The 18,094-nt window shown below is 72.3% G+C and carries 13 protein-coding genes, 1 tRNA gene and 3 pseudogenes; 6 read left to right on the plus strand and 11 right to left on the minus strand.

Annotated features, from left to right (window positions below):
• Positions 1–1,884, plus strand: a 1,884-nt coding sequence (locus ABZV31_RS25810) for a response regulator (protein ID WP_355898181.1), incomplete at its 5' end; no start/stop codon positions are given.
• Positions 1,885–2,200: 316 nt separating this feature from the next.
• Here the strand turns inward: ABZV31_RS25810 and ABZV31_RS25815 are convergent.
• The 7 genes and pseudogenes from ABZV31_RS25815 to ABZV31_RS25845 form a co-directional block, all read right to left on the minus strand.
• A complete protein-coding gene (locus ABZV31_RS25815) occupies positions 2,201–3,844 on the minus strand; it encodes a long-chain fatty acid--CoA ligase (protein WP_355898299.1) in 1,644 nt (547 codons plus the stop codon).
• Between the two features lie 156 nt (positions 3,845–4,000).
• Positions 4,001–4,558, minus strand: a complete 558-nt coding sequence (locus ABZV31_RS25820) for a SigE family RNA polymerase sigma factor (protein ID WP_355898184.1) — start codon at positions 4,556–4,558, stop codon at positions 4,001–4,003.
• 148 nt (positions 4,559–4,706) lie between these two features.
• Positions 4,707–5,588: pseudogene (locus tag ABZV31_RS25825) on the minus strand (lipid-transfer protein); the annotation flags it as partial.
• Between the two features lie 49 nt (positions 5,589–5,637).
• On the minus strand, positions 5,638–6,672 hold the full coding sequence (locus ABZV31_RS25830) for an acyl-CoA dehydrogenase family protein (RefSeq protein WP_355898187.1): 1,035 nt from the start codon (positions 6,670–6,672) through the stop codon (positions 5,638–5,640).
• 1 nt (position 6,673) lies between these two features.
• Entirely contained in the window at positions 6,674–7,696 is a 1,023-nt protein-coding gene (locus ABZV31_RS25835; protein ID WP_355898190.1) for a bifunctional MaoC family dehydratase N-terminal/OB-fold nucleic acid binding domain-containing protein, read from the minus strand.
• Positions 7,693–8,855: pseudogene (locus ABZV31_RS25840) on the minus strand (acyl-CoA dehydrogenase family protein). The gene ABZV31_RS25835 and the pseudogene ABZV31_RS25840 overlap by 4 nt, the downstream one beginning before the upstream one ends.
• Before the next feature lie 255 nt (positions 8,856–9,110).
• Complete coding sequence (locus ABZV31_RS25845; RefSeq protein ID WP_355898192.1) at positions 9,111–9,422, minus strand: hypothetical protein; 312 nt, start codon at positions 9,420–9,422, stop codon at positions 9,111–9,113.
• Positions 9,423–9,788: 366 nt separating this feature from the next.
• On the opposite strand from ABZV31_RS25845, the gene ABZV31_RS25850 reads away from it, so the two are divergent.
• Both ABZV31_RS25850 and ABZV31_RS25855 read left to right on the plus strand, forming a co-directional pair.
• Positions 9,789–10,661: a bifunctional DNA primase/polymerase gene (locus ABZV31_RS25850; protein ID WP_355898194.1), complete on the plus strand. Its 873-nt coding sequence runs from the start codon at positions 9,789–9,791 to the stop codon at positions 10,659–10,661.
• A gap of 43 nt (positions 10,662–10,704) precedes the next feature.
• Positions 10,705–11,137: pseudogene (locus ABZV31_RS25855) on the plus strand (hypothetical protein).
• Between the two features lie 140 nt (positions 11,138–11,277).
• Here the strand turns inward: ABZV31_RS25855 and ABZV31_RS25860 are convergent.
• Both ABZV31_RS25860 and ABZV31_RS25865 read right to left on the minus strand, forming a co-directional pair.
• Positions 11,278–11,364: transfer RNA gene (locus ABZV31_RS25860), tRNA-Ser, on the minus strand.
• A gap of 63 nt (positions 11,365–11,427) precedes the next feature.
• The gene (locus ABZV31_RS25865) at positions 11,428–12,828 is read right to left on the minus strand and encodes a trypsin-like peptidase domain-containing protein (RefSeq protein WP_355898197.1); all 1,401 of its coding nucleotides are present in this window, start codon (positions 12,826–12,828) and stop codon (positions 11,428–11,430) included.
• Positions 12,829–13,097: 269 nt separating this feature from the next.
• Between ABZV31_RS25865 and ABZV31_RS25870 the strand changes: the two genes are divergently transcribed.
• From ABZV31_RS25870 to ABZV31_RS25880, 3 genes are all read left to right on the plus strand, one after another.
• Complete coding sequence (locus ABZV31_RS25870) at positions 13,098–13,925, plus strand: glycerophosphodiester phosphodiesterase (protein ID WP_355898200.1); 828 nt, start codon at positions 13,098–13,100, stop codon at positions 13,923–13,925.
• Positions 13,926–14,051: 126 nt separating this feature from the next.
• Positions 14,052–14,690, plus strand: a complete 639-nt coding sequence (locus ABZV31_RS25875) for an ATP-binding protein (protein ID WP_355898302.1) — start codon at positions 14,052–14,054, stop codon at positions 14,688–14,690.
• 520 nt (positions 14,691–15,210) lie between these two features.
• Positions 15,211–16,176 (plus strand): DUF5926 family protein, encoded by a 966-nt coding sequence (locus ABZV31_RS25880; protein ID WP_355898203.1) that lies wholly within the window; start codon positions 15,211–15,213, stop codon positions 16,174–16,176.
• A gap of 254 nt (positions 16,177–16,430) precedes the next feature.
• Here ABZV31_RS25880 and ABZV31_RS25885 read toward each other — a convergent pair whose 3' ends face one another.
• Both ABZV31_RS25885 and ABZV31_RS25890 read right to left on the minus strand, forming a co-directional pair.
• Positions 16,431–16,988, minus strand: a complete 558-nt coding sequence (locus tag ABZV31_RS25885) for a hypothetical protein (protein ID WP_355898205.1) — start codon at positions 16,986–16,988, stop codon at positions 16,431–16,433.
• Positions 16,989–17,043: 55 nt separating this feature from the next.
• On the minus strand, positions 17,044–17,709 hold the full coding sequence (locus tag ABZV31_RS25890) for a bifunctional DNA primase/polymerase (RefSeq protein ID WP_355898208.1): 666 nt from the start codon (positions 17,707–17,709) through the stop codon (positions 17,044–17,046).
• Positions 17,710–18,094: the final 385 nt, after the last annotated feature.

The following is an 18,094-nucleotide window of genomic DNA, read 5'->3' on the forward strand; positions in this document are numbered from 1 at the left end:
GCACAGGCGGTTCCCGGACAGCCGGTGGTGGCACAGGCGGTTCCCGGACAGCCGGTGGTGGCACAGGCGGTTCCCGGACAGCCGGTGGTGGCACAGGCCGCACCTGGACAGCCGGTGGTGGCACAGCAGGCTCCGGGGCAGCAGCCCGTGCCCGGCCAGGGGCTTTCCGCACAGAACGCGTTCGGGCAGGCGGCTCTGCCCGCCCAGGGCGGCGCCGATCAACCGCTCCCGACGGAGGCCGTCCCCGGCCAGGGCATCCCGACGCAGGGCACCCCTGCCCAGGGCATCCCGGCCCAGGGCGCCCCCGCCGCACAGCCGGCCCCCGCCGCGGGCATCCCGGCCCCGCAGCCGTGGCCCGACCCCGACGACGCCCCCGGCACGGGCACTGCCGTACCGCTCAACGGCGCCGCAACCGCCGTACCGCCGAACGCAGCCGGCGCCCCCGTACCCCCGAACGCACAGGGCGGTCCCGTACCCCCGAACGCAGCGGGCGGCCCGGTACCCCCGACCCCGACCACCCCCCAGCAGGCCGCACTCGCCCCTCCCCCCGGCCCCGGCACGCCGCCCCAGGGCACCCCGGTCCCCGGCACCCCGCTCCCGCCCGAGCAGCCCGCCGGGCAGACCACCGGACAGCCCCCCGCGCGGCCCGCCGGGCAGACCGTCGCCGGTGGTGCCGTCCCCCGGGCGGCTCAGCCGCTGCCCGCCGAGGCCGCCGCGCCGGTCGATCCGAACTCGACGCAGGGGCGGGCGATCAGTGTGCGGACGCTGGGGCAGGGCGTGCCGTTCAGCCGGCAGGCCGCGCAGGTGCAGGCGCCGCAGCCGCCGTCGGCCACGCCGCCCCCGCACGCGGCCGGCGGTTCCGGCCGCCGCCGCAAGCTGGGCACGCGGCCGGAACCGCCGGCCGCCGCACACCCGGAGCAGTCGGCCCGTCCGCATCCGCCGGCCGAGCAGCCGCCCCCGCAGCCGTCGTTGGCCGGATCCCCGGCGCAGCCGTCCCTGGCCGGGCAGGCCCGGCTCGCGCAGGCCACCGAGGGCGCCGGACGGTCGTACGCCATAGGGGCCCCGGACGAGAACGCCGCCGAGGGACCCGAGCCGCTGGACGGTCCGGGCGGTGCCGTCGAGATTTCTGAGACCCCGCGGCCGCAGCCGCTGGACGACGAGCTGCCGCCGGAGCCGCTGGACAACCCGCGGCGGCTGCTGGTGTGGCCCGCGCCGGACGTCACCACCCAGCAGGCGCTGAGCGATCGCGGCTACCGGCCGGTGATCGTGCACTCGCGCGAGGAGGTGGACGCGCAGATCGCCGCGTTCCCGGCCGCGCTGTTCGTCGACCCGCTGACCGGGCCGATCACGCGCACCGCGCTGCAGTCGCTGCGGCAGGCCGCGGTCGCGGCCGAGGTGCCGGTCCTCGTCACGGCGGGGCTCGGGCAGGCGACGCGCGAGGCGGCGTACGGCGCCGATCCGGCCGTTCTGCTGAAGGCGCTCGCTCCGCGCGACAGCGAGCAGCACCCGCCGCGCGTGCTGCTCATCGAGGAGCACGCGGAGATCGCGCTCGCGCTGACGGCGACGCTGGAGCGGCGCGGGATGCAGGTGGCTCGGGCGGCGAGCGACGCCGACGCGGTGGCGCTGGCCGGGCAGTTCCGGCCCAACCTGGTCGTGATGGACCTGATGCAGGTGCACCGGCGCCGGGCCGGGATCGTCGACTGGCTGCGCGCGAACGGGCAGCTCAACCGCACCCCGCTCGTCGTCTACACGGCCGCCGTCGACCAGGCCGACCTGCCGCGGCTGGCCTCCGGCGAGACGGTGCTGTTCCTCGCGGAGCGGTCCACCAGCTCCGAGGTGCAGACGCGGATCGTCGACCTGCTGGCCCGGATCGGGACCAACTGACACCAACTGACACCAGCTGACAGGGAACAACTGATCTGGCTGTGGCGGGGTGTGGCCGGCGTTGGGGTGGGCGACGACACCCGTCTCCGTACGGCGGTGAGTGCCGTGCCTGATGGCCGTGCCACGACGACGTGGGCGGACGCCGGGTGGGAGCCCGTGGGGCCGGGTGGGAGCCCGTGGGGCCGGGTGGGGAGCCGTGAGGCCGGGGCGGGCAACCGGGACACCAGGTGCAGAGCCGTCGGGCCCGGGCGGGCAACCGTGACGCCGGGTGGGGAGCCGTGGGGCTCCGCACCCGGCGTGTTCGTGTCGGCGCCGGTCAGAGCTTGGTGACGTCCAGCTCCCCGGCGGCGTACTGGCGGCGCAGCACCTTTTTGTCGAACTTGCCGACGCTCGTCTTCGGCACCGCCTCGATCACCGTCCAGCGCTCCGGGAGCTGCCACTTGGCGATCCTGCCCTCCTCCAGGAGGAAGGTGCGCAGGGTCTCGAAGTCGGCGGTGGCGCCCTCCTTCAGGACGACGGTGGCCAACGGGCGCTCGCCCCACTTGTCGTCGGGGACGGCGACGACGGCGGCCTCGGCGACGGCCGGGTGGGACATGAGGGCGTTCTCCAGCTCGACGGAGGAGATCCACTCGCCGCCGGACTTGATGACGTCCTTGGCACGGTCGGTGAGGGTGAGGAAGCCGTCGGGGCTGATGGTGCCGACGTCGCCGGTCTTCAGCCAGCCGTCCTCGCTGAACTTGTCGGCGGGGCGCAGCGGTTCGGCGTCGGGGCCGTTGTAGTACGCGCCGGCGATCCACGGGCCGCGGACCTCCAGCTCGCCGGCGGACTCGCCGTCCCAGGGGAGGCGTGTGCCGCCGGGGCCGGTGAGGCGGGCCTCGACACCGGCCGGGAAGCGGCCCTGGGTGAGGCGGTAGGCGAACTCCTCCTCGGTACCGACCGCGTGGGCCGGCGGGCGGGCCACCGTGCCCAGCGGGGAGGTCTCCGTCATGCCCCAGGCGTGGCAGACGCGCATACCGAGCTTGTCGAAGGCCTCCATGAGGGAGGGCGGGCAGGCCGAGCCGCCGATGGTGACCTGGGTGAGGGAGGAGACATCACGAGGCGTGGCGGTCAGCTCGGCGAGCAGGCCCTGCCAGATGGTGGGGACGGCGGCGGCGTGCGTGGGCTTCTCGCGCTCGATCATCTCGGCGAGCGGGGCGGGCTGCAGGAAGCGGTCCGGCATCAGCAGGTTCACGCCGGTCATGAAGGTCGCGTGCGGCAGACCCCAGGCGTTGACATGGAACTGGGGGACCACCACGAGCGAGGTGTCCTGGTCGGTCAGCCCCATGGACTGGGTCATGTTGACCTGCATGGAGTGCAGGTAGACCGAACGGTGGCTGTACACCACGCCCTTGGGGTCGCCGGTGGTGCCGGAGGTGTAGCACATGGACGCGGCCTGGCGTTCGTCCAGCTCCGGCCAGTCGTACGCGGTCGGCTTCCCGGCGATGAGGTCCTCGTACTCGTGCACCTGGGCGGGGGCGTCCGCGAGCAGCGAGCGGTCTCCCGGGCCCGACACGACGACGTGCTCGACCGTCTTCAGGTGCGGGAGCAGCGGGGCGAGCAGCGGCAGCAGCGAACCGTTGGCGATCACGACGCGGTCGGCCGCGTGGTTGACGATCCAGGCCAGCTGCTCGGCGGGCAGGCGGAGGTTGAGCGTGTGCAGGACCGCGCCCATGGAGGGGATCGCGAAGTAGGCCTCGACATGTTCGGCGTTGTTCCACATGAGCGTGGCCACGCGGTCGTCGTCCGCGACCCCGAGGTCCTCGCGCAGGGCGTGCGCCAGCTGGGCCGCGCGGGCGCCGACCTCGGCGAACGAACGGCGGTGCGGCTCGCCTTTACCGGTCCAGGTGGTCACCTGCGATGCGCCGTGGATCGTCGACCCGTGGGTCAGGATCCTCGAGATCAGCAGCGGTACGTCCTGCATGGTGCTCAGCACGGCGTCCTCCCGGGCGACATTGCCTGCGCGGTAGTAGGGGTCGCGCTGATTCTGCGCACATACCACGCGGTATGTCACTAGGGGCGGGCGATCGATCACGTGACCTGCTGCACGTTCCAGCCGCGGCCTACAGCACTGTCCGCCCTAGCGCACGAGCCCCAACTCGGGATCCTCACGCAGCTTGCCGAGGGCCCGCGACACCGCCGACTTCACCGTGCCCACCGACACCCCGAGCACCTCGGCCGTCTGCGTCTCGGAGAGGTCCTCGTAGTACCTGAGGACGACCATCGCCCGCTGCCGGGCGGGCAGCTTCATGATCGCCCGCCACATGGCGTCGTGCAGCGCCTGCTGCTCGGCCGGGTCGGCCTCGCCGTGCACGGGCTCCGGCTCGGGCAGTTCGTCGCACGTGAACTCGTCGACCTTGCGCTTGCGCCACTGCGACGTGCGCGTGTTCAGCAGCGCTCGGCGCACATAGCCGTCGAGCGCCCGGTGGTCCTCGATCCGCTCCCACGCGACGTACGTCTTCGTGAGTGCGGTCTGCAGCAGGTCCTCCGCGTCGCTCGGGTTCGCGGTCAGCGAGCGGGCGGTGCGCAGCAGCACCGGCTGGCGGGCCCTCACATACGACGAGAACGACGGGTACGCCAGGGTCTGTGTCGCCGGTGAAGCGGCAGTCGACGCGCTGGTGCAGACGGGTGTGGTCATGGCTCCACGCTATGAGCGGCGCCCGCCCCGGCGGATCGGCCCCAGGTCCCGAAGCGGGGTCCGCCTCAGGTTGTAGGGATGGGGTTGACCGCACCTCCTGAAGGTGGACGAGCAGGCGTCGCGTACTGCGGGTTCACCCCTGGGTGACTCAGCCGTCCGCCCTAAGGACCAGGCCCGACGTCGGCACCCCCGTCCCGGCCGTCACCAGGGTGCGGCCCGCCCCCGGTATCTGGTTCACGGCCGTGCCGCGCAGCTGTCGTACCGCCTCCGCGATGCCGTTCATCCCGTGCAGGTAGGCCTCCCCGAGCTGTCCCCCGTGCGTGTTCAGCGGCAGCCGCTCCTCGGCCACGAAGTCCGCCGCCTCCCCCTTTCCGCAGAACCCGAACTCCTCCAGCTGCATCAGCACGAACGGCGTGAAGTGGTCGTACAGGATCCCCACGTCGATGTCGGCCGGGGCCAGCCCCGACGTCCGCCACAACTGGCGTGCCACCACGCCCATTTCGGGCAGGCCCGTCAGGTCGTCGCGGTAGAAGCTGGTCATCTGCTCCTGGGCGCGGCCCGCGCCCTGGGCCGCGGCCGCTATGACGGCGAGCGGATGCCGCAGGTCGCGGGCCCGCTCGACGGAGGTGACGACGAGCGCCTGACCGCCGTCCGTCTCCTGGCAGCAGTCCAGCAGCCTGAGCGGCTCGACGATCCAGCGCGAGGCCGCGTGGTCGGCGAGCGTGATCGGGCGGCCGTGGAAGTACGCCGCCGGGTTGGTCGCCGCGTACGTGCGGTCGACGACGGCCACGTGCCCGAATGCCTCCGGCGTCAGCCCGTACGTGTGCAGATAGCGCTGCGCCGCCATCGCCACCCAGGAGGCCGGAGTGAGCAGCCCGAACGGCAGCGACCAGCCGAGCGCCACGCCCTCCGCCGACGGCTCCCGGTGCTGCACCCCCGAGCCGAACCTCCGGCCCGACCGCTCGTTGAAGGCCCGGTAGCAGACCACCACCTCCGCGACCCCGGCCGCCACCGCGAGCGCCGCCTGCTGCCGGTCCGCCGGCCTTCACCACCGTCATAACGTCCACCACCGTCATGCCTCACTCCCCACCTGCGATCAACTCCCCCAGTTCCTGCAGCACTTCACTGCCGCATCCCAGATACGCGTCCAGCTGCCGCCCCCACAGGAAGTGCCGGTGGACCGGATGGTCCGGGTCGGCTCCCGCGCCGCCGTGCAGATGCTGGCCGGCGTGGACGACCCGCTGTCCCCCCTCCGCCGCCCACCAGGCGGCGGTCAGGGCGTGTGTGGCGTACGGCAGGCCCGCGTCGCGTCGCCACGCTGCCTCGTACGCCGTCACGCGTATCGCCTCCGTGTCCATGTAGGCGTCGGCTGCCCGGAGTTGGACGCCCTGCCGGGTGGCTAGCGGGCGGCCGAACTGCTCCCGCGCGTTGGTGTGCGCCACCGCCCGCGCGAGCGATCCCGCACAGACTCCGGCCTGGAGGCCGGCGAAGGCGGTGCGGGCGGTGGCCACGACATCGGCGTATGCGTCCTGACCGCCCAGCGGTTGTGCCGGGGCGCGGTCCAGGGTGAGGCGGCCGGCCGACCAGGGGGCGGTGAGCTCGACGGGGTCGGTGCGGGTGGCCTCCGTGAGGGGCGTCAGCCACAGCCTGCAGCTCGCGTCCGCGATCAGGACGTGGGTGGCGTCCCGGAGCCAGGGGACCACGGGGACCATGCCGGTCAGCTCTCCGTGCGCGTGGGCGCCGGGCAGGGTGGGCGCTACGGTGGCAGAAAGCGCGCCGGTCACCACCACCGAGCCGTCCCCGATCCCCGGCAGTAACCGCTCCCGTTGCTCCGGCGTGCCGTGGGCGCTCACCGCCAGCACCCCGTACACACAGCTCGCCGCGAACGGCATTTGCGCCGTCGTTCGTCCCTGTTCCCCCAGGAGCAGGACGAGCCCCAGCAGGCCCAGCTCCTCCACCGCGCTCACCAGTCCGGCCCCGCACAGGGCCTTCCACAGCTCCGGATCGCTGCCCGTGTCCGCGGCCGCCAGTCGCTCGTGCGGGGCGAGGTCGGCGAAGATCCGGCCGGCCAGGTCGCGGGCCTCGGCCTGTTCCTCCGTGGGGGTGAAGTCCATGTCAGACCTCGCCCTCGGTGACCCGGAAGACCGGCAGAACCAGCGGGCCATTTCCGGCATCCTCGGCGTCCTCGGCGTCCTCGGCGTCCTCGGCGTCCTCGGCGTCCTCGGCGTCCTCGGCGTCCTCGGCGTCCTCGGCGTCCTCGCCTTCGTCTTCGTAGCGCCGGAACTCCACCCTGACCGGTAATCCGATGCGGACCTTGTCGTACGGCACCCCCACCACGTTGCTCACCATGCGCACGCCCTCCGCCAGCTCGATCAGGCCGACGGCGTACGGAGGGTCGAAGGCCGGGAAGGGCGGGTGGTGCATCACGACGTACGAGTAGACGGTGCCCTCGCCGCTCGTCTCTACCGTCTCCCACTCCAGGCAGCCGCAGGCGTTGCAGCCCGGCAGCCAGGGATGACGCAGGGTGCCGCAGCCGGTGCAGCGCTGGATCAGCAGCCGGTGCTGTGCGACGCCCTCCCAGAAGCCGGCGTTGTCCCGGTTGATCACCGGGCGGGGGCGGTGCGCTCGGGGTTCCTTGGGGGGCTTCCGCGGGGCCGGGGCGTACTTGAGGATGCGGAAGCGGTGCGTGCCCGCGAGCTCCACGCCCGCCCGTACGTCCATGCGGGTCGTGACGAAGTACCCCGTGCCGAGCTTGGTGGTCTTCCGGTCCGAGACCGATTCGATCACCGCGTCGAAGGTGACCTCGTCGCCCGGCCGCAGGGGCCGCAGGTACTCCTGTTCGCAGTCGGTGGCGACGACCGAGGTGCAGCCCGCCGCGTCGAGGAGGGCGAGCAGCTCTTCGTAGGCCTCTGTGCGCCCCGCGTGCCTGGAGAGGCCGCCCATGGTCCACACCTGGAGCATGGTGGGCGGGGCGACCGCGTCGGGCCCCGTGTAGGCCGGGTTGGTGTCGCCCATCGCCTCGCACCAGTGCCGGATCATCGGCGCGTTCACCGGGTCCCTGCCCACCCCGGCGACGGCGGCCGCGCGCCCCTCGTACGCCTTGAGCCGCAGCCCCAGCTCGTCCACCTGCTCGTTCACCGCCGCCCCCGTGTCATCCCGAGCCGCATCGTCGCGACGATCTCCCGCTGCACCTCGCTCACCCCGCCCCCGAACGTGTTGATCTGCGCCGCCCTGTTCAGCCGCTCCAGCTCGCCGGCCCCGAACGCCCCCGGGGAGCCGTAGCGGACCAGTGCCGTCTCGCCGACGATTTCCTGACACATGCGATACGTCGCGACAGCCGATTCCGTTCCCGCGAACTTCACCCCGCTCGCGTCGCCGGGGGCCAGTCGGCCTGCCCCCACATCCCCCACCAAACGCCAGCTGAGCAGGCGTGATGCCGCAAGCCGGGCATGCGCTTCGGCCAGTCGCAAACGCACCCACGGCTCGTCAACCCGGCGCCGCCCGGTCACCGGATCGGAGGTACGGGCGGCGGTCAGCGCGGCCGCGAGGAAGTCCTCGGCCTGCATGCCGGTCGCGGCGAGGGCGACCCGTTCGTGGTTGAGCTGGTTGGTGATCAGCGACCAGCCCTCGTCTCCGCGCCGACGAGGTTGCCGGCCGGGACTCTGACCCCGTTGTAGTACGTGGCCGTGGGGGTCTGCCCGCCCACCGTCTCGATCGGCGTCCAGGAGAAGCCGGGAGCGACGGTGGGGACGAGGAGGATCGAGATGCCCCGGTGCCGGAACGCCTCGGGGTCGGTGCGGCAGGCGAACCAGATCCAGTCGGCGTGCTGGGCGCCCGAGGTGAAGATCTTCTGGCCGTCGATCCGCCAGCCGCCGGCCTCGCGTGCGGCGCGGGTCCGCAGCGAGGCCAGGTCGGTGCCGGCAGACGGCTCGGTGTACCCGATCGCGAAGACGACCTCCCCGCGCAGGATGCGCGGCAGGAAGAAGGACTTCTGCGCCTCGCTGCCGTACGTCATCAGGGTCGGGCCGACCGTGTTCAGCGTGACCATCGACACCGGCGCGCCGGCCCGGCATGCCTCGTCGAAGAAGACGAACTGCTCGTCGGCACCGCGCCCCTGGCCGCCGTACTCCACCGGCCAGCCGAGCCCGAGCCGGCCGTCGGCGCCGATCCGGCGCAGCAGCGCGCGGCGCGCCTGCGGATCGTCCTCGCCGGGCGGGCCCTGCGGCATCAGGGAACGGAAGTACGTCCGCAGTTCGGCGCGCAGCCGCTGCTGGCGCTCGGTGGGGGCGAGGTGCACGGCGGCGGCCCTCCCGGCCTCGTACGGAGACGGCGATTTCTGACTGTCCGTCAGATAGAGTCGCCTGTCAAGGTCACCGAAGGCCGCCCCGAACCGGCCGCAGACCGTCCCGAACCGGCCGTTGCACCGCACCGGAAAACGCCTGCGCGGCGGCGCCGAAGCACCGCCGCGCAGACGTGTTGCATCCCCATTGAGCACACCCACAAGGAGTTCAGGGCCGGCAGGTCCCCAGAATCCGCGCCGGCCCTCCCCGGCTCACCAGATGCGGGTGAAGTTGATGGCGACGTTCTCGTTGCCCTGCTGGACGGCCGTGAACGCGGAGCCGTTGACCTGTGCGGTGTTGCTCTGGTTCGAGGCGCCGGAACCGACCGCCTGCTGCTGCGTGGTGGACGAGTTGCCGTAGTTGTCGTGGCCGACCCCGCTGCCGACGACGCTCGCAACGCCTGCGTTCGATCCGTCGCCCGCGAAGGCGCCGTTGTCCGCGGTCGCGATGCCGGTGAAGAGGACGGCCGCGAGGGGGAGAGCTGTGACGGCGGCGATGACGCGGGCGGTACGAATGCTTGCCATGTTGCTCCTCCAGGACGAGGTACGCGCCGGCTTCTTGCCGGAAGCGCGTGAAGTACGGCTGCTGCCAGGGAAGTTGGCCGACTGCCCCGGCGGTTTCTCACGACGTCGCGAGATCAGGGTTGCCCACCGAACCCCCGGCGAACCACCCCGGAAGCCGCGATTCGCACGCAAGCGTGAGGACAAGTCGATAAACCCCTTTCGCCACTTTCGCCCCTCGGCTGTGGCAGCTCGGGACAGTACGGGCACCTCGATCCCGGTCGCCGCAAGGGGTGAAGCGTTCCGGCGCATTTCCAGCCAATCTCCGCCTCCCGGCGCGTCGCCACCTCCCCCCTTCCCTTTTTCGAACACTCGTACGAAAATAGGGGCATGGTCACCATCGACCGGCAGGCCACGACGCTGGCCCTCGCACACGCCCTGTCAGCCGCCGAACGCGGACTGGCCGTCATCCCCCTGTCCCGGACGAAGCTCCCGGCCCTGCGCTCCCCGCACCGCGACGACCCCGGTCAGGTGGGGCCGGCCTGCCACGGCGAGTGCGGCCGCTTCGGCCACGGCGTGTACGACGCCTCCACCGACCCGGCGCGCATCCGCGAACTGTTCGCCGCCGCGCCCCGGGCCACCGGCTACGGCATCGCCTGCGGGCTGCCTCCGTACCACCTGATCGGCATCGACCTCGACACCAAGTCCGGCACGGACTCCTCGGCGGCCCTGCGTGAACTCGCCCTGCGCCACCTGTTCACCATCCCCGAGACCGTGGTCGTGCTGACCCCCAGCGGCGGCCGCCACCTGTGGCTGAGCGGGCCGCCGGACGGCGTCGTCCCCAACTCGGCCGGTCGCCTGGCCCCCGGCATCGACATCCGCGGCGCGGGCGGCTACCTCGTCGGCCCCGGCTCCCGCACCGAACACGGCGTGTACGCCACGGCCCCCGGCACCGCGCACCTCGCCCCCGCGCCCTGTCCGCAGGCCCTCCTGCGTCTCCTTCTCCCGCCGCCCCGCCCGACGCACCACCCCGCGCCGTCGGCGGGCCGGCACGGCCAGGGCCTGGTGCAGTTCGTCCTCGGGGCACACGAGGGGCAGCGCAACACCCGCCTGTTCTGGGCGGCCTGCCGCGCGTACGAGGACGGCATCGGGCCGGCCCTCGTCGACCCGCTGATGGACGCGGCCCTCGACACCGGCCTGACCGAACGCGAGGCCCGCGCGACCATCGCGTCGGCGGCACGCATGACGGGCCACCGGCCGTGAAAACCCGGGGAGCACGATGGAACGCCGCCCTAGGGTGTGGGGCATGTCGCTGACCCGGGTAGTCCTGTCCTCCGGCCGCTCACTCGACCTGGCGGAGCTGCACCCTGTCCTCGACGTACGGCGGGATGCTGGAGGGCTACCCGTGCAAGCTCGTCAACGACATGAAGATCAACGCCCAGCTCCGTACCGCCGAACGCGCCTTCCCCACCGCACCGGTGCACCTCGTCCCGCCCCCGCGCGAGTACCCCGACCAGTACGCCGGCGCCTTCGGCCCCGTGGAGGTCCTCCCACCCGTGGCCTGCATCGGCGCCTTCCGCTCCACGGCCCTCGTTCCGGACCACGACCCGGTCCTGTACCGCTCCGCCCTCACCGTCATCTGGTTCCAGTCCAACCCCCACGTCCCCGCGGGCTGCGACGCGGACACGACCCTGCGAGCACTGCCGTGGGAGGAACCGGCTCGGGACTACGAGCTCTGAGGCAGCCTCGGTCCGGGAGGCGAGATCAACGGCGGGTTCAGTGACGCGAAGGCTCGCCGGCGCAGGCCTGGGACAGAGGCAGGCGGAGAGTGGCTGCCAGACGTGCAAGCAGCCACTCTCCTTTACGGCCTTGCCGATTGCGGAGGCGGTGGGATTTGAACCCACGGTGACATCGCTGCCACGACGGTTTTCAAGACCGTTCCCTTAGGCCGCTCGGGCACACCTCCCCGCACCGCCCGTGATCGGCGGCGCGGGGTCAAGAGTAACGGGTTGGTGCGGGGGTGTGGGGGTCAGCTGCTGTCGCCGATCCGGGAGCCGAGGGTGAGGTCGACCGTGTGCTCCTTGCCACCGCGCTTGTAGGTGATCGCGACCTTGTCGCCGGGCTTGTGGGTCCAGATCTCGCCGATGAGGGTGGGGCCGGAGTCGATCACCATGTCGTCGAGCTTGGTGATGACGTCGCCGGGCTTGAGGCCGGCCTTGTCGGCGGGGCCGCCCGGCTCGACCGCGGCGGAGCCGCTGAGGCCCTGGTCGGTGATCTTCGCGCCGTCCGTGGTGTCCTCCAGGGAGACGGACGCGCCGATCTTCGCGTAGACCGGCTTGCCGGTCTTGATCAGCTGTTGGGCGACGTACTTGGCCTGGTTGATCGGGATGGCGAAGCCCAGGCCGATCGAGCCGGACTGGCCGACGCCGCCCAGGCCACCGCTGCCCGTGGACTGGATCGCGGAGTTGATGCCGATGACCGCGCCGCGCGCATCGAGGAGCGGGCCGCCGGAGTTGCCCGGGTTGATGGAGGCGTCCGTCTGCAGGGCGCTCATGTAGGACGCCTTGCTGTCGGAGCTGCCGTCGCTGGACGCGACGGGGCGGTTCTTGGCGCTGATGATGCCGGTCGTGACCGTGTTCGACAGGCCGAAGGGCGCGCCGATGGCGATCGTCTCGTCACCGACGGCCACCTTGTCGGAGTTCCCGAGGGGGAGCGGCTTGAGATCGGACGGGGCGTTCTTGAGCTTGATCACCGCGACGTCGTAGCCCTGGGCGTGGCCGACGATCTCGGCGTCGTACTTCTTGCCGCTGGGGAAGGTCGCGGTGAGCTTGCCGCCGTCGACGGCGTCGGCCACCACGTGGTTGTTGGTGACGATGTGGCCCTGAGTGTCGAACACGAAGCCGGTGCCGGTGCCGCCCTGGCCGTTGGTGCTCTCCGCCTCGATGGTGACCGTGCTCGGCAGCGCCTTGGCGGCCACGCCCGCGATCGAGTTCGGGTCGCGCTTGATCTGCGAGCCGCCGGTGTCGGAGACGGAGACCGTGGTGGAGCTGGTGTTGTCGTTGTTCTTGGCCAGCGTGTAGCCGAGGCCGCCGCCCAGGCCGCCGGCGACCAGCGCGGCCACCAGGACCGCGGCCAGCCCGCCGCGCCGGCCGCCGGGCTTCGGCGCGGGCTGCTGGTACAGGGAGCCCCAGCCGGCGCCCGAGCCGACGCCGCCGTCCGCGTAGGAGGGCGTGGCGGGGGGCGGGGGCGGCCAGGAGCCCTCGGCGGGCGAGCCGGGGCCCTGCGGTCCGGGCGCGTCGACTCCGCCGTGCGGCCGAGGGGCGCCGCCCCGGGCGGCGGCCTCCTGCGGGGAAGCAGCGGGAGATTCCACCGGCACGGGGGGTGCAGACGGGGCCGGGGGTACCGCGGTGCCCTCGTTCTCGGTGCTCACAGCTCTTCTCCTCGATCCACGGCTGTTGTTGTCGGTCGCACTCGGTCACGCTCGTTCAGGCTTGCCGACGACCCGGCGCGCTCCAGCTGTGCATGTGGTGCATGTGCTTTTGTATGCCATCAGCTTTTCCCATGGGCCGTTAGAGCACCATAAGCGGTGGCTGTGGGTCCGAGGGCATCCTTTATATTGGGTCATGTGCCATGAAACGGACACATTATCGACGCCTGTCCGCCGTCACGCGTACCCCGTCGCGGTGGCACCATGACGCGGTGACCCACGCACGGCAGCACCACATCCAAGTCGTCGCCCACCGTGGAGCCTCGGAGGAGGCCCCCGAGCACACGCTGGCCGCCTACAAGAAGGCGATCGAGGACGGCGCGGACGCCCTCGAGTGCGACGTACGCCTGACCGCGGACGGCCATCTCGTCTGCGTCCACGACCGCCGCGTCAACCGTACGTCCAACGGCCGCGGAGCGGTGTCGGCGCTGGAGCTCGCCGACCTGGCCGCCCTGGACTTCGGCTCCTCGAAGACGCGCGCCTCCTGGCGGGGCCGCGACGAGGAGCCCGACTGGGAGTTCCGTCCCGAGGATCCCGAGGACACCTCCGTCCTCACTCTGGAGCGGCTGCTCGAGCTCGTCTCCGACGCGGGGCGCCGGGTGGAGCTGGCCATCGAGACCAAGCACCCCACGCGCTGGGCGGGCCAGGTCGAGGAGCGGCTGCTGATGCTCCTCAAGCGCTTCGGCCTGGACGCCCCGGCCTCGGCCGCCGAGTCGCCGGTGCGCGTCATGAGCTTCTCGGCGCGCTCGCTGCACCGGGTGCGGGCCGCTTCACCGACACTGCCGACGGTCTACTTGATGCAGTTCGTCTCGCCCCGGCTGCGGGACGGGCGGCTGCCGGCGGGCGTCCGGATCGCAGGCCCTTCGATCCGGATCGTGCGCAACCATCCGGCGTACGTCGAGCGGTTGAAGCGGGCCGGGCACCAGGTGCACGTGTGGACCGTGAACGAGCCCGAGGACGTCGACCTCTGCGTCGACCTGGGCATCGACGCCATCATCACCAACCGCCCGCGCGCAGTCCTGCATCAGCTCGGCCGCTGATCTGCCGGAGCCCTTGCCCCGGGCGCCCGCCTGAAGGATCCTCCGGTTTCGGCCACACCGAAGAAATCCAGCCACACGATGACAGGGAGTGCTCCGGCGCGTTCGGTACGTGTTCGATCGTTGCGAATGCGTCGCCGCACAGGGATTGGCCGGTTTCCGGTACAGGCCAGTGGGGCATCCACACCGTGGCGTGGGGCAAAGGAGGTCTCGGGGGTGGCGTTGGTGGTGGCACAGGAGGTGCCCACGTCGTCGAGCATGGCCGTACCCCATGGTCCTGCAGGCGTGGGGGAAGCAAGACACCGGATGCGTGATCAGTTGCGCAGGGGTGGCGTGGCGGAATCGGTCATCGACGATGCCGTACTGATCCTTTCCGAACTCTTGAGCAACGCCTGCAAGCATGGCCGGCCCCTGGGCGGCGCCTTGGCCGGCGACGGCGACGTCCGGGCCGCGTGGCGCGTGGACACGGGCGGCCGACTGGTCGTCGAGGTGACGGACGGGGGCGGCCCGACCCGCCCGGCCCCTGCCACTCCCTCGGTCACCGCGCACGGCGGCCGCGGCCTGAACATCATCACCGCGCTGGCCGACGACTGGGGCGTACGGGACGACGCCCGAGGCGAGGTCACCGTGTGGGTCGTCGTCCACGGCGATGTGCACGACCCCGACGTCGGGCACCGTCGCGACGACTTCGCTATGCGCGTCACGGCTCCCTCGGTTTCCTCGATACCGAAGCTGGACTTCGCGGACGCATTCGACGACCTGGACTGAGCGGGTACGGGTACCGGTACGGATACGAGTACGGGGCGGGTCCAGGTACGCGTGCGCCGAGCATCCGACCAGGCTTTCCGGGCGGCGCGCCCGGTGCGGCGCCCTGGGTACACACCTCGGAGGGCTGTCTCAGCACCGGCACGAAACCCAGGAGCCACAACCCGGAGACGGGTACGCCGACCACCGCGTCGGTTCACCGCACTCAGCCCCTGCCGCGCATCGGCCCCCTGCCGCGCCTCGACCCGCTGCCGCGCCTCGACCCGCTGCCCCGCCTCGACCCCCTGCCGCGCCTCGACCCGCTGCCCCGCCTCGCGGCGCACCGCCCAAGCCTCGACTCGTACTCCGCATGTCGTGTGCGCCACCGCGACGCCGTACGCGCCACCCCGACCTCGTGCGCACCGCCGCCACCGATCGCCACGTTGTCCACAACCGGTGCGTTGTCCACAGGGTCCCGGCGCTGGTCGCCTGAACGGCTAGGCTCCCGCCCGTACGAGACGAGCCGTAACCGGGAGACACCCAGATGGCCAAGAAGCGACCCCAGACGAAGGCCAAGCGCCCGCAGCTCACAGACGGAGAGATCCCGGTTGTCGGCGCCCGCGAGCCGTGCCCCTGTGGCAGCGGCCGCCGGTACAAGGCCTGCCACGGCCGGGCCGCCGCGCACGCGGTGACCGAACTGGTGCAGCGCCCGTTCGAGGGACTGCCCGGCGAGTGCGACTGGGTGGCGCTGCGCGAGCTCGTGCCCGCCGCCACGGTCGAGCTGACCCTGAAGGAGGGCCTGCCCGAGGACGTCCCGTCGGTCACGCTCGCCACGGTGCTGCCGATGGCCTGGCCCGCACTGCGCCGCGACGACGGCTCGGTGCTGCTCGGCCTGCAGAACGACACGGCGTCCGGCGACATCAGCCGCGACCTCGCCGACACCCTCCTGCGCGCGCTTCAGACCGAGCCCGGCACGCCGGTGCAGGGCCGCCGCGCCCCGGCGGACGGTCCGCGGCTGCAGGACCTGCTCGACCCGAAGGCCCCCTTCGAGCCGGTGGTGCACGCGGGCTTCGAGTTCTGGGTGCCGGACGCGGAGCACGCGACGCCGGAGGTGACCGCCTCCCTGGAGCGGGCCAACGCCGCGGCCATCCCGACCGTGCGCCTGCAGGGCGTGGACGCCGCGTACTGGTGCCAGACGCCGGAGAAGAACCACCTGCGCTGGGTGATGCCGCACCCGGAGGAGCAGCTTCTGGACGCTTTCGCGCGGCTGCACGCGGCGGGCCGCTCGAACCTCGGGGAGGGCACCCGTCTGGTGGGCTCCTTCCGCGCTCACGGCCTGACGGTGCCCGTCTGGGACCTGCCGAGCGGGGTCGGCGCGGAGGACGTGGAGAAGCCGGCCGCCGAGTTCGCCGAGCGCCTCGCCGGCGCCCTGGCCACGGACGCACCGCTCACCGCGGACGAGCGCCGGGCCCGCGGCGGCCTGACCAACCGGCAGGTCACGCTCAGCTGATCCACGGGTTCGGCCGACCGACCGGTCAGCCGAACGGGTCGCGCGGAGGGGGTGACTCCGGTCACAACTCCTATTCGGCGCAGGCGAGTCGGTGTCCGGAAAAGCAACCCAATCGGTGACTGGAAAGCCGAGATCGAATTTGCGAACCGCCGATCTCTTGTTACCGTTCCAGTAGCCCGGTTGCTGGTGCATCCCCCGTCGCCAGCAACCGGGTCTTTCCATGTGCGTCGGCCCTCACCGAACGCAGCCGCGCATCAACTGCCCGTCTTCGTTGGGAAGTTGCTCCCGGAGCGCAGCAGCAGCGGCCCTTGCCCGCCGCGCCCGGCGAACTCGGCGACGGCCGTGTAGGCCGTCGGCGCGCCCCGGGTGTGCTCGCGGGGCGTCTCGCACGTCTCCGGCTCGTCGCCCCCGTCCAGCGCGCAGTGCATCTGCACGGTGCGGTCACCGGGGCCCATGAGGCTCAGGGCGGCGTCCAGGGGCTCGCCGGTCGCGTTGCGGTAGTAGGTGCGCGCCCAGGTGTCCTCGCCCTGCGTCAGCACGCAGGTCTGCGCCTCGATGCCGTCGGGCGAGGTGACCTCGGGGCCGCAGCGGGCGGCGGTGGCCAGGCCCAGGCCGAGCAGCAGCGGGGAGCGGGTGGGCTCGGCGGACGGCACCTTGTCGTCGCCGCGCGGCAGGGAGCGTACGGCGGACCGTACGGCGGACCGTGCGGCGGCACGGCCCTCGTCGCCCACGGAGCCCGCGGACGCCACGGCCAACGGCAGCACGACGGCGCACGTCACGACGCCCGCGAGGGCGAACAGACGAAGGTTCATAAAGGGACGATAACGACGAAGGGCGGGCGTCCCGCCCGGCGCACGCCCGAAACCCCTACAACTCGGGTGCGCTCACACCCGTACGAGTGAGGGCCTCCACCACGGCGTCCACCACGGCCTCCACGTCGGGCACCCAGGGCGAGGCGGAGCCGGGCAGCGGGGCGCGCTCCCAGCGGATCGGGCCCGCGCCGGTTTCGGACGGGGGCAGGGCGAGATAGCCACCCCCGCCGTGGAAGCGGAGGGAGCCGGGCACGAAGTCCTTGGCGTAGAGCAGTTCGCCCAACTGCTCCATGGAGTACGGCTTGACCAGCAGCGCCCAGCGCGAGGGCGAGGCGACGACCGGGCCGAGCCGCATGCCGACGCGGTCGAGCGCGTCGAGGGCGCGGGCGGCCGCGAGGGCCGGCAGGCTGACGGCGCAGGGTGCCTTGCCTCCGGTGGCCAGGACGATCGGCGCGGTGGGCCGATTGGTCCACCACCAGCGCACCATGCGGGCGTCGGTGGTGGCCGCGAGGAGGCCGGGGTCGAAGGGATGCGCGCCGGGCACCGTGCACTCCGGGTCGGGGCAGCCGCAGCGGCCGCGCCCCTGCGGATCCGTCGCCACGCCCGGGAGTACGGGCCACTGCCATTCCGTCGCGAAGGTCAGGGCCGCGCTGATCAACTCAGGTCCCCCGTCGCTGCGCTGGGACAGGAGCCTGCGTCGCCTTCCGAGGATCTCGCGCATGAGCGCTCGTTCCTTTCCGTTGCACCGCTGGCAACACCGAGGACCACATCACACCATGTGTCGATCACTTCACTGTGCGTACCTGTTGGCGCATCACACCCCTGCCTGCAGGCACGGGGAACCCCTATGGGCCGAGCATTGGCCGCATCCGCGGCAGCCCCGTCCATACTGCGTCTACCAAAAGCATGGGCGTGGCGCGGGGTGGCGGAGCATGGCGTTTTGCCGTCGCGCGTTTTGCTCTCCGCCTCCACCACGGAGGATGGGGCACGGTCGTCGGTGGCTAAGACGCCCGGGTCCGTCGCCAGGTTCCGGGTGGCCCCCAACCACCCCTGGCCTTCTCCGAGTACGTACCCATCACGACCGCTGTGACGCTCCGTGGAGCAAA

Origin of the sequence: Streptomyces sp. NPDC005202, assembly GCF_040608235.1 — a bacterium.
GTDB lineage: Bacteria > Actinomycetota > Actinomycetes > Streptomycetales > Streptomycetaceae > Streptomyces.

Excerpts from the sequence above, each read along its gene's own strand:
- ABZV31_RS25885 (WP_355898205.1), bottom strand. The coding sequence starts at position 16,988 with ATGAACCTTCGTCTGTTCGCCCTCGCGGGCGTCGTGACGTGCGCCGTC.
- ABZV31_RS25830 (WP_355898187.1), bottom strand. The coding sequence starts at position 6,672 with ATGGACTTCACCCCCACGGAGGAACAGGCCGAGGCCCGCGACCTGGCC.
- ABZV31_RS25815 (WP_355898299.1), bottom strand. The coding sequence starts at position 3,844 with ATGCAGGACGTACCGCTGCTGATCTCGAGGATCCTGACCCACGGGTCG.
- ABZV31_RS25875 (WP_355898302.1), top strand. The coding sequence starts at position 14,052 with ATGCGTCGCCGCACAGGGATTGGCCGGTTTCCGGTACAGGCCAGTGGG.
- ABZV31_RS25845 (WP_355898192.1), bottom strand. The coding sequence starts at position 9,422 with ATGGCAAGCATTCGTACCGCCCGCGTCATCGCCGCCGTCACAGCTCTC.
- ABZV31_RS25880 (WP_355898203.1), top strand. The coding sequence starts at position 15,211 with ATGGCCAAGAAGCGACCCCAGACGAAGGCCAAGCGCCCGCAGCTCACA.
- ABZV31_RS25850 (WP_355898194.1), top strand. The coding sequence starts at position 9,789 with ATGGTCACCATCGACCGGCAGGCCACGACGCTGGCCCTCGCACACGCC.
- ABZV31_RS25890 (WP_355898208.1), bottom strand. The coding sequence starts at position 17,709 with ATGCGCGAGATCCTCGGAAGGCGACGCAGGCTCCTGTCCCAGCGCAGC.
- ABZV31_RS25820 (WP_355898184.1), bottom strand. The coding sequence starts at position 4,558 with ATGACCACACCCGTCTGCACCAGCGCGTCGACTGCCGCTTCACCGGCG.